13 protein-coding genes are annotated in these 11,690 nt (G+C 35.6%); all 13 read right to left on the reverse strand.

The genetic code is table 11. The features are described 5' to 3' along the window. Window positions 1–12: 12 nt before the first annotated feature. The 13 genes from Q9317_RS10200 to Q9317_RS10260 all read right to left on the reverse strand — a co-directional run bounded on the left by Q9317_RS10200 (window position 13) and on the right by Q9317_RS10260 (window position 11,683). On the reverse strand, window positions 13–1,572 hold the full coding sequence (locus tag Q9317_RS10200; protein ID WP_003100414.1) for an ArnT family glycosyltransferase: 1,560 nt from the start codon (window positions 1,570–1,572) through the stop codon (window positions 13–15). A 72-nt stretch (window positions 1,573–1,644) separates the two neighbouring features. Continuing rightward, on the reverse strand, window positions 1,645–1,785 hold the full coding sequence (locus Q9317_RS10205; protein WP_071794741.1) for a FeoB-associated Cys-rich membrane protein: 141 nt from the start codon (window positions 1,783–1,785) through the stop codon (window positions 1,645–1,647). Between the two features lies 1 nt (window position 1,786). Beyond that, window positions 1,787–3,940, reverse strand: coding sequence for a ferrous iron transport protein B (gene feoB, locus Q9317_RS10210; RefSeq protein ID WP_016356258.1), 2,154 nt, complete (start codon window positions 3,938–3,940; stop codon window positions 1,787–1,789). After that, window positions 3,915–4,412 carry a ferrous iron transport protein A gene (locus Q9317_RS10215; RefSeq protein WP_003100421.1) on the reverse strand — a complete coding sequence of 166 codons (498 nt, stop codon included), beginning with the start codon at window positions 4,410–4,412 and terminating at the stop codon, window positions 3,915–3,917. Before Q9317_RS10215 ends, feoB begins: the two co-directional genes overlap by 26 nt. Window positions 4,413–4,589: 177 nt before the next feature. Beyond that, complete coding sequence (locus Q9317_RS10220; RefSeq protein WP_003100423.1) at window positions 4,590–4,889, reverse strand: DUF1292 domain-containing protein; 300 nt, start codon at window positions 4,887–4,889, stop codon at window positions 4,590–4,592. A 10-nt stretch (window positions 4,890–4,899) separates the two neighbouring features. Beyond that, window positions 4,900–5,319, reverse strand: coding sequence for a Holliday junction resolvase RuvX (gene ruvX, locus Q9317_RS10225; RefSeq protein ID WP_037582983.1), 420 nt, complete (start codon window positions 5,317–5,319; stop codon window positions 4,900–4,902). Then, window positions 5,316–5,585: an IreB family regulatory phosphoprotein gene (locus Q9317_RS10230; RefSeq protein ID WP_003100426.1), complete on the reverse strand. Its 270-nt coding sequence runs from the start codon at window positions 5,583–5,585 to the stop codon at window positions 5,316–5,318. The genes ruvX and Q9317_RS10230 overlap by 4 nt, the downstream gene beginning before the upstream one ends. Window positions 5,586–5,696: 111 nt before the next feature. After that, entirely contained in the window at window positions 5,697–6,095 is a 399-nt protein-coding gene (gene spx / locus Q9317_RS10235) for a transcriptional regulator Spx (RefSeq protein WP_003100427.1), read from the reverse strand. A gap of 594 nt (window positions 6,096–6,689) precedes the next feature. After that, a complete protein-coding gene (gene recA / locus Q9317_RS10240; RefSeq protein ID WP_003100429.1) occupies window positions 6,690–7,823 on the reverse strand; it encodes a recombinase RecA in 1,134 nt (377 codons plus the stop codon). An 81-nt stretch (window positions 7,824–7,904) separates the two neighbouring features. Then, the gene (locus Q9317_RS10245; RefSeq protein WP_003100430.1) at window positions 7,905–9,176 is read right to left on the reverse strand and encodes a competence/damage-inducible protein A; all 1,272 of its coding nucleotides are present in this window, start codon (window positions 9,174–9,176) and stop codon (window positions 7,905–7,907) included. A 134-nt stretch (window positions 9,177–9,310) separates the two neighbouring features. Beyond that, a complete protein-coding gene (locus Q9317_RS10250) occupies window positions 9,311–9,862 on the reverse strand; it encodes a DNA-3-methyladenine glycosylase I (RefSeq protein ID WP_003100431.1) in 552 nt (183 codons plus the stop codon). A 2-nt stretch (window positions 9,863–9,864) separates the two neighbouring features. After that, a complete protein-coding gene (gene ruvA / locus Q9317_RS10255; RefSeq protein WP_003100432.1) occupies window positions 9,865–10,458 on the reverse strand; it encodes a Holliday junction branch migration protein RuvA in 594 nt (197 codons plus the stop codon). 1 nt (window position 10,459) lies between these two features. Then, window positions 10,460–11,683: an MDR family MFS transporter gene (locus Q9317_RS10260; RefSeq protein WP_003100433.1), complete on the reverse strand. Its 1,224-nt coding sequence runs from the start codon at window positions 11,681–11,683 to the stop codon at window positions 10,460–10,462. Between the last annotated feature and the right edge of the window lie 7 nt (window positions 11,684–11,690).

Below are 11,690 nucleotides of genomic sequence, written 5' to 3' on the forward strand. Positions count from 1 at the left end.
TGTTATTTTACTCTAATTTACTTTTAAAATAAGAAATGGTGATAAGTTACTTGTCTTATCAATTTTATAGTTTTTTTCAATAATTTTAGTGACTTTATCTGGCATTTTTTTATTCTTATTGATGACAATATAGGCAGCCGATTTTTGTAACAGTTCATCTTCTAAAATCTTTTGATGGCTTTCTTTTTTCAGATTAACATCAGCAGATGGAAATTGTGAAGCAACTTTACGTTGACTGCTTAAGTAAATCCTTGCATTATCATCCCAGACAAAAATCCTATCTGATTCCTTTGTTTCCTTTGCAATATAAGTTGCTACTTCCTGACGGGTATGATTCAGTTGGAATTGTGTCAGATAATTCTTCACTGGAAGAAAGAGTGACAGCAACAATAACACAATCGGCAAAAATAAATGTCGGGACAAAAAGAGTGAAATAACACGGCTTGTCCCTTTTTTGACTTTACTGCGACGATGCGTTAAACGATCAAATTGACCCAAGAATTTCTCTGCAATTGGCAAAGCTGTCAAAATTAAAGCAAAAGGTAAGACTGGCAATAAATGATAACTTTGCATATCTTGTGATAAAAGCGCAAGCAATAAATAAAAGACAACTAATAAGACCAACAATGCCTTAACCATACGATCTTCAGCATTTTTCAAATGACCAATCACATAAATCGGTCCTGTTAAAAGCCCTAAACCTAAAGCCAAAACAAGATAATACAATACTGAATAAGCCAGTGATAAATTACCCGATGCAAAATAAGTAAACTGATACTTAACTGCCTGTGCAAAATAAGGTCCTAGGATTTGCAGATTTAGAATAAAATAACCAGCTGTATAGAAAACAAAAAGCATCCCTAATATAGCCGCTAAAAGCTGATAAAATCCTCTTGCAATATGTTTTTCCTTAATGTTATAAATAATAATTGTCACTGCTGCTAACAGCCAAAACAACATAGCCTGCGGCTCAATCAGCATAGCCATAGCGCCTGAAAAGCCAAATAGGATAAAGGCTTCATCCTTGACCAAGTTAACAAAATACTTGGTTAAAAACCATAAGGACATCATGACAAATGGTAAGGCAAATTGTATTGAATACAAGCCACCAAAACCAAGAGCAAATGAAAAGAGGTAATAAAGCAAAGAAAAAGCTGACGACACTTTTTGACTAGCCGTAAAATAATTGATGAGTTTATAGAAATAAATGCCCGTCATATAGAAACAGAAAGCTTGAACCACAACTAAAAAGAGGGAGGTGCCAAGTTTATAACTCAAGGCTATTAGAACAAAATACAACATCCCACCAGTTGAAAAAACATCACTATAAGGGATTTGCCCCTTCGTTAACATCATCCCAACATAGAGGTTTTGCGATTGTAAACTATTTGCCGCATCTGTTAATAAGGGATTGGCTACACTTAGCAAAGCTACTGCCAAGCTTAATAACATAATATGGATTTTATGTAAACTAGGAACCTTTGTTTCATACTTACTTGTATGCAGTCTTGGTCCATCGTTATATTCAGAATTATCACGTTCTGATAGGGTTTCTTCATTAAAATGAGTCACAGGTCTTCTCCTTGAAATGTCATAGTACAAGTATATCAGAATCTACTATTTAGTCAATTTCAGACCATACTACTAGGGTTTATATTTGCTCATTTGGTCCTTAACTGGACAACTGCATTGGCAATCGCCACAGGACCCTTTTTGTTTACGATAATAAGATAAACTAAGTAGCGCAAGAATAAGAATAATTAAGGCAATAATTAGGGTTGACATTTTATTTCTCCGAACTCATTTTTTTCAATTCTTCCAAATTAATAACCGTTGGCATCTCCGATTTAGAAGGACGCAAAACAAAATATATCAAACTTAACAAAGAAAGCATTGCAACTACAGAAAATACCGTCACCGGTTTTCCAAGTAACAACAGTCCTAATTGATAAATGATTAAACTTATCACATAGGCAAGACCTGTTTGAAATACAATAGCAACAAGAGACCATCTCAAATGATTCATTTCCCTCTTAATAGCACCAATAGCCGCAAAACAAGGCGCACATAAAAGATTAAAAACTAAAAAAGAGTAGGCAGATAACCAGCTGTAATCTGCTTGCAGACTTGACCATAAGGCCTTACTAGTCTCAGTAGCATCATTTTGATGGTATAAAATACCAAAGGTGGCAACCACAGTCTCCTTAGCAAGTAGACCTGTTGCTGTTGCTACTGTTGCTCGCCAATTACCAAAACCCAACGGAATGAATAGCCAAGACAAGAGATGCCCTAAACTAGCAAGAATACTTTTGTCAGTCTCTACAGCCTCAAACCTAAGGTTATAAGAAGACATAAACCAAATCAAAATGGTACACACAAAAATAATAGTCCCTGCTCTTTTGACAAAGCTCCAAGCCTTACCTAAAGCATACCTTAAAACAGTCAGAAGATTTGGCAAATGATAAGCTGGAAGTTCCATGATAAAAGGACTTGTCACTCCTCCAAGCATTCTTGTCTTTTTTAGAGCAATACCGGAAAAAACAATAGTTGCAATTCCAATAAAATAAGCACTCGGTGCAATCATGGGATTACTAGGAAAAAAAGCACCTGCAATTAAAGCAATAATAGATAGCTTGGCAGAACAAGGCATAAAGGTGGTTGTCATAATAGTGATGCGACGATCACGTTCATTTTCAATAGTTCTACTGGCCATTATAGCTGGAACACCACAACCCGTTGCAATCAACATTGGAATAAACGATTTTCCTGACAAGCCAAAACGACGGAAAAAACGGTCCATAATAAAAGCAATACGGCTCATGTAACCAATGTCTTCCAAAATACCCAAACAAATAAAAAGGACGAAAATCTGTGGAACAAAACCAACAACCGCACCCACACCTGCAATAATACCATCTAGTAGCAATGATTGTAACCACTGTTCTACTTTCAAGTATGACAAAATACCCTCAACAGTTTGGGGAATATAGTGACCAAAGACAACATCATTAACCCAATCTGTACCGAGAGTTCCTATTGTCTGAATTGATAAAAAGTAAACACCAAACATGGTTAGCGCAAAAATCGGTAGTGCCAAAAAACGATTGGTAACAATGCGATCAATCTTATCTGACAACTGCAATTCAAAATGATTTTCTGTAACCTGAGCCAACTGACAGATTCTCTCAATCAATTGATAGCGTTGATTAATAATAATCGTTTCAGCATCTTCAAAAAAAATAGACTCTGTAATGGAAATAATATCCCTAATCTCAGCTTTGCTTTCAGTAGAAAGCGACACACTTTCTAGGACCAATGGATCTTGTTCAAATAACTTTATACCATTAAAGCGACTCGCTCCTAGTAAAGTCTTGTCCTCAATAAGTGCTTCAATTTGAGATAAGGCAACTTCTAGTCGTTGATCATAAACTGGAAATTGTGGGCTTTTTTTACTGTTTGATAGTAAATGCTTGCTTGTGGTAAGTAGATGATCAAGCCCAGTCTTTTTGAGTGCGCTAATTGCAATCACTGGAATTCCCAGTTGATAGCTTAATTTATCACAATTAATCTGTTTGCCACTGCTGGCTAAAATATCAGACATATTAAGCGCTAAAATCATCGGCAAACCAATTTCAATCAATTGTAGGGTTAAATAGAGACTACGTTCCAAATTAGTTGCATCCACAAGATTAATAATCAATTGTGAATCACCACTCAATAAATAATCACGCGCTATCTTTTCCTCAGGAGTATAAGGTGACATGGAATAGACACCTGGTAAGTCTTGGATCTCGATTTCCTTGTCTTTTTTCAAAAAACCACTCTTGCGAGCAACCGTGACCCCCGGCCAATTACCAACTCTTTGATTGGAACCTGTTAAAAGATTAAAAAGACTTGTTTTACCACTATTAGGATTACCTATTAAAGCTATTTTTTTCATTTACTATCTCATCTTCTATCTTAAAAACACTAATAAGTTGAGCCTCTGATTTACGAATACTGAGTTCATACCCTCGTAAACTAATTTCCAGTGGATCTCCTAAAGGTGCCACTTTTCTCAAATGAATCTTTGTTCCTTTGGTTAAGCCCATATCCATTAAACGGCGTTTAATAGCTTTATTGGCATAAATGCCTTCTATAAAAGCATAATCAGAAACCTTTAACTCTGATAAAGCAACTGTTTTATCTATTCCTTGTGTTGGTATAACATCAATAGCATCTAAGACAGTGTAATCAAAAGCTAAACGACTAGATAAAAGCATGATAATAGCATTTTCTTTTGTCTTTGATAATAACTTAAGACTCGTATCTTTTTTTAATCCTAAATTAGCAAGATGCCTCTGATAATCTGACGGTAAATCAACTGATAAAATAAGGTAAGAAACACCAATTTCTGCTTCTGATAACTTCATCAAACAACCTCTTTTTTCATAAATGATTAAACAATTCACTTTTTTTAACTTTATTCATTATATCACAACTTATTTAACAGAAAGAAAATAATCTTTTTCTTAACAATTCTGACAATATTTGCCATAATGCTGTCATCTAAAAATAGGGGACAAAAAAAGACCTAGGCGGTCTTTTCATTATTCTTCGTCCAAAAAGCTGTTAAAGACTTCTTCAATCATATCCCATTCAGCATCTGAATCTTCTGGAATTGGTTGAAGATCCCCTTCTGTACCATCTTCATTTTCTGTAAATGAATAAGCTTGGATTTCAATTTCGCCATCTTCATCTTCTTCAGATCCAGCAGGTACCAAAAGAACATAATTTTTACCAAATTCTTCTCTACCATCGATAGTGAGTAAAATTTCAAATAATGATTCATTCCCTTGGTCATCCACCAAAGTAATAACTTCATGTTCATGATCGTGATTGTGTGCCATTGTTTTCTCCTTAATAGGTTCTATCTAAATAATTTTGTAAAATCAACTGTGCGGCTAATTTATCAATAACTTTTTTACGCTTGCCACGACTAATGTCTGCTTGTTCAATGAGCATCCGCTCGGCTTGAACTGTTGTTAATCGTTCATCTTGATACTTGACAGGAATCTTGAAGAGTTCTTCAATTTTTTGACCATAAGCCTGACTAGCTTCCACCCGTGGACCACTTGTATTGTTCATGTTTTTTGGCAAGCCCACAACAAATGTGTCAACCTTGTATGCTTTGACAAGTTCCCCCAGACGTTCAAAACCGAACTCTTCTTTGTCTTCATCAATCTTAATAATTTCAAGGCCTTGGGCTGTAAAACCTAAAGGATCGCTAATAGCTACTCCAACTGTCTTAGAACCTACATCCAGTCCCATTATTCTCATTTTATGTCAATTCCATTTCCTTGCAAGTAATAGCGAACAAGTTCTTCAACAATCTCATCACGTTCATATTTGCGAATTTGATTGCGAGCATCATTATATCTCGGTACATAAGCAGGGTCACCACTCAATACATAACCTACAATTTGATTGATAGGATTGTAACCTTTTTCCTCAAGAGAATGGTAAACAGCTGTTAGTGTTTCACTGATTTCTTTTTTATCACCATCATCTAACTTAAAGCGAACTGTTTCGTCTGTAAATCCCATACCTACACCTTCTTTCTAAACTAAGTACTATGCTTTATTATAGCTTATTTTTTTTAAATTAACAAGAAATCTAGGTTAAAGGCACAGAAAAAAAGCCCAATTATTGAGCTTTTAAAGTGCTGCGCGCAAACGCGCTTCTGTATTTTCAATATTACGGATAGAACGTGGTAAGAAGGCTCTAATATCATCTTCTTTATAGCCCACTTGCAAACGTTTATCATCAATTAAAATAGGACTTTTTAGAATACGAGGATTGTCCTGAATTAAGTCGATAACTTCACTAACGCTCAGTTCATCAATATTACAATTAAGGGCCTTAGCATATCTATTCTTTGATGAGACAATACTTTCGACACCATTTTCTGTCTTAGATAAAATAGCTAATATTTCTTCTTTTGTAAGTGGTTCTTTTCCTAAATTTTGTTCTTTATAAGGGAGCTTATGACCATTTAACCAGGTTTTGGCCTTTTTACAGCTCGTACAACTTGAAATCGTATAAATTTTAATCATGTTGAGAGTCTCACTTTCTATTTCGTGATATATTCATTGTAGCATAGTTCTTTTTTCTGAACATAGGTCTGTGGACCTATTTTCTCATCTAAATAGATTATTTTCTAAATATTAATATCAATCCAAAAGGCTTGACATAAGGATTTCAAGCAGAGAACATTTCATTCTTACATGAAATTGGCACTTTTTCGCCTTGCCAATGGAGAATAACAATCATTTGCTTTAAGACATCATTCCCAGTCACAAAAGAACCGTATCAGAAGGTGACAAAAACCCTAAAGCCCTTGATGAGGTGACATTTTTATCACCGATTCAAAATCATGAAAACGCTCCACACTTAACTTTTCTCGCTTTAGGCCTTTTTGCTCGAAGAAAAAACAGTCCACTGGACTGTTCAGAACGTAGACAAACCCTCTTATTGATAGAAAAATTGTTAGTTTAAAGGTTGACTACCACATAATTGAAACTCATAGAAATACTGTTATAACAGTGGTTCCATGAGTTTTTTTAATTTCAAGTAAAAGAAAACAGATTGAAGAAAATTGCCCAAAATGGACTTTTTCTTCAATCTGAACAGTCCACTGGACTGTTTTTTTAATCTTCAATTTCAATAGCATTATCTAAATCTAAAATAAGTTCGTCTGTTGTTGATGAAACTTCTTCAACTTCTTCTATCTCTGTATCTTCAACCAAGCCCACTTTAACACGAACTTTATGGTCAATCTCATCAAAGAGTTCTGGATGATCTGCCAAGAATTTTTTAGCATTCTCAGATCCTTGACCAATCTTTTCACCATTATAAGAGAACCATGCACCGGCTTTTTGGATAATGTCTAGGTCAGATGCAATTTTAACAAGTTCTCCTGTGCGTGAAATTCCTTCACCATACATGATTTCAACTTCTGCAACTTTAAAAGGTGGGGCAACTTTATTTTTAACAACCTTGATTTTGGTTTCTTTACCGATGCTGCTATCTTTTTGATCGCCAGTTCCTTTAATTTGAGTATTGCCACGAACATCTAAACGAACAGATGAGTAGAACTTCAAGGCACGACCACCAGGAGTTGTCTCAGGATTACCAAACATAACCCCAACTTTTTCACGCAATTGGTTAATAAAGATAGCAATTGTTTTAGTTTTATTAATTGATGCAGAGAGTTTACGCATGGCTTGGCTCATCATTCGAGCTTGTAAACCAACATGACTATCACCAATGTCGCCATCAATTTCTGCACGTGGTACAAGTGCGGCAACCGAGTCAACAACAACCAAATCAACAGCACCTGAGTCAATCAATTTTCCTGCAATCTCAAGTCCTTGCTCTCCAGAATCTGGTTGTGATAAAAGCAATTCATCAATATTAACACCCAATGAAGCTGCATAAGCAGGATCAAGTGCATGTTCGGCATCAATAAAGGCAGCAATTCCACCTTCTTTTTGAGCTTGAGCAACAGCATGCAAGGCAACTGTTGTTTTACCTGAAGATTCTGGCCCATAAATTTCAATAATACGCCCCTTAGGATAGCCACCAGCACCTAAAGCAATATCAAGTGCTAAACTACCAGAACTCATCACTTGAACTTTTTGCTCTGCACGCTCTCCCAGACGCATAACAGCACCTTTACCGAAATCTTTTTCAATGTTTTTTAACGCGTCATCAAGAGCTTTTCTACGGTCGTCACCAAATTTTTTAGTGATTTCTTCTGTTTTTTTAACTTTTTTCGCCAATTTTTTCTCCTCTACACATGGGGAATCTTCTCATTTAGAGCCGTTTAAATGATTCTAATCTTTAGTTCCCAGACTATTTTATTATACCAAATTTTCGCCCTTTAATAAAGTTTTACGGACCAGGTTAAAAGCATGCATACATGCTATTTTCCTAATATCTGAACGGCTGCGACCTCCGATGAAAATCTTAAATGATTCAACTGTTTCTTGACTAGCAATACCAATATAAACTGTTCCTACTGGCTGTTCCTCCAAACTATCTGGTCCTGCAACACCAGTTAAACTAATGGCAATATCCGAGTCTGTTAGCGTTTTTGCTTTCATGGCCATCTGCTCTGCAGTAAAAGCACTAACAACCCCATGCTGCTCGAGCAACTCTAAAGGTATTCCCAACATTTTTGACTTTTCAGTTATACTATATGTGACAAATCCTCCATTAAAAACTGCTGAAGAACCTGAAAAGTCTGCCAAAGAAGATTGAAACATTCCTGCCGTTAAACTTTCTGCTGCCGTTAAGGTTTTTGTGTGTTTCTTCAATAATTGAAAGACTTCTTTTGCCAAACTATTATCCTCTCCATAGCCATAAAGAAATTCACTAAGGTAGGAGCCATCCAAAGTAGTAAGCGCTAGAAGTTTTTTTTCAAAATCAGCCAGTTTTTGATAAGCTTCACTCTGATTTCGCCCTTTTGTTGATAGTCGTAATGTTACTTCTCCAATTTTAGCGTAGGGAGCAATGGTAGGATCCGTTTGATTTTCAATAATATCAGCAAGGACCGTTACCAGTTGACTCTCACCGATACCAAAAAAACGCAACACTTTAGAGTACAAAGCACTTTGATTACCCGATAGTAACGGAATGAGACCTTGATTAACCATTGGTCTTAATTCATTTGGTGGTCCAGGTAAAACAACATAAGTAATCCCATTTACCTCAATCAAGCCACCTACTGCAAGGCCCGTAAGATTTTGAATTGGGATTGAGCCTTCAATCACTTGAGCTTGACGCTCATTATTAGGGGTTCTTGAATGACTTGGTCGACTGGAGAAAAAATCATCCAATTTTAAGCTAGCATCAGAATCAAAAATCAGATTTTTTCCTAAATACTTAGCAAGAGTTTGCTTTGTTAAATCATCTTCTGTAGGTCCAAGGCCACCACACAAAATAATTAAATGACTTCGCTTACTTGCAATGTCAATCACTGATAAGAGCCGTTCCTCGTTATCTCCAACAGCCGTTTGAAAATAAACATCGACTCCAATCTCAGCCATCTTCTCAGACAAAAATTGGGCATTGGTATTTAGAATTTGTCCTGTTAATAATTCTGTTCCAACAGCAATCAATTCCGCCTTCATTCAATCACCTACTTACCTATTCGTAATTTGTTTTCTATTTTATCATAAAAGTTTCTATTTTTTATTTGCCAAGTTAAGCAAAGCGGCATATATATCTGTCTATTAAAAAATACCGCTAACACATTAACGGTATCTTACTTAAAATCACAAGTATCTTCATGGTCATTAACCATACCCGATGCCTGCATAAATGAATAAACAGTCGTCGGTCCTAAAAAAGCAAAACCTCTTTTCTTCAAATCTTTAGCAAGTGCTTTCGATAAATCTGTTTGTGTAGCAACAGGATGACTTGAATTGACAATGTTGACAAGTGGTTTCCCATCACAAAAACCCCATAGATAAGCCGAAAATGATCCAAATTCTTCTTGAATAACTTTTACAGCCTTAGCATTTTTGACTGTTGCAGTCAATTTCAGGCGATGCCTAATAATAGCGGAATTCTGTAAAGCTTCTGCTATTTGCACTTCAGAAAATTGAGCAACTTTATCAATATCATAGTTGCTAAAGACTTGTCGAAAGGCTTGACGTTTTTTCAAGACTGTCAACCAAGATAAACCCGACTGATAACTTTCCAGGCATAACAATTCAAATAACTCTCGATCATCAAAAATAGGTTTTCCCCATTCTAAATCATGGTAATCACAGTATAATTTATTGCTTTGAGGCACCCAACTGCAGCGTTTCATTTTTACCCTTTCATCAACATCTTCAAAGCTGATTTAATGTATTGTTCAGTCTTTTCATCTGTTCCTTCAAAGAAAGCTCGGATTTTCTTAAGTTCACTTGCTTTATAACCTAATGCCAATAAGGCTTCAATAGCTTCATCTAATTGTTCGTTGCTATTTGACTTAACAGAAGCTGATTTAGCATTTTCTTGAGGGGCTTCAACAAACTTCCCTGCCAAATCTAAAATCATCTGTTGCGCAGTTTTCTTCCCAATTTTAGGGAATTTCATCAAGTATTTAATATCACTATTATCAATTGCATTAACCAAGCCTTGATTATCGTCCACAGCAACAATCGCTAAGGCCGTCATTGGTCCAATTCCTGAAACAGATATCAGTTTAAGAAATACATCCTTTTCGTCTTCAGAATGAAAACCAAAGAGCAAATGCGCATCCTCTCTAATCACTTGGTGCAAATAAACAATACAATTTTGGTTGACGCTGTCTGTAAAGCTATAGGGATTTGCAACGTAAATAATATAGCCCAAACCACCTGTTTCAACGACAATATATTTGGCCGTTATCTTTGTCAATTGTCCTTTTATATAATCAAACATTTTAAACCTTCTTTTTCATTCTTGCAGATAGTAGGGTTAGGTAAATACCTGCGGTAGCAATCACTAGAAACATTATTTGGACACCAATAGGCCCACTGAAATGGCTAAGTGATACTAGAAAACCTGCTAAAATAGCCCCGAGTGGATGTGCCATTGATACAAATCCTGTATAAGAACCAATCTTTGACTGATCCATCATGTCAGCTCTTAACACCTGATTAGCTGGCACATTAATCATTTCCCCAACTGTAAAAATAAGAACAGCAATCCAGATACCAATAAAATGCGTGAAGGTAAATGACAAGAATACCCCAACTGAAAAAATGATAGAACCTATCAATAATTGTGGGAGCAATTTCCATTTAACTGTCAACTTATTGACAAGTGTCATAAAAAACACGATCAAAAAGGTATTGGTAAAAACCATAATAGAGAGCATTTTTGCTCCCGTCACTTCAAAACCAAAGAGATGCGTAGTTTCAAAATACAACTTTAAATGAACAGGAATGTAATTATCCATCTGCATCCAAACACTCGAAAACAAGATTGAACCCATAGTGAAAATAACAAAAGCTCTGTCTTTAAAGACCTCACTATAATTTTTAAAGGTTGCTGACAAACTAGAATTATGAGCAAAATCATGGTCATCAGGACGTGTCTCATGGAATTTATAATATGCCACAAAAAAACAAAGTAAATTAACCACAAACATGGCAAGCAATAATTCTATAAAATAATGGTCATAAAATAAACCTGCAATACCAGCACCAAACATCACTGCAATATTAATCAGCCAATAATTAATAGTATAAACAAATCGTCTATTGCTACTATCCGTCAAATCAATCAACATGGCTTCATAGGCAGGGCCATAAAAACAAGATGAAATATCAACTAGAAGAATCCCTAAAAAAGTCAACCATGGTATGAGATGTCCTGGAATATTTGCTGTAATGGTTAAGAACCATCCAATAATAGTACCAATTGAACCAATGATAACAACCTTTTTTCGACCAATGGCATCGGACAAGTGACCTCCATACATGGTTCCCAAAAAACCACTAAGACTCGTTATCATCATCAAAATACCAGTCATAAATGTTCCAAAGTAAGTTGTGTAATACATGGCCATAAATGGGAAAATACTACTTCCAAGTGTAATAGTAATAAACCTCATTAATTCCCGTAATTGAATTTGTTTTGGTAATTGAAAAAACTCTGACACATATACC

Origin of the sequence: Streptococcus iniae (assembly GCF_030732225.1) — a bacterium.
In the GTDB taxonomy this organism is placed as follows: Bacteria; Bacillota; Bacilli; order Lactobacillales; family Streptococcaceae; genus Streptococcus; species Streptococcus iniae.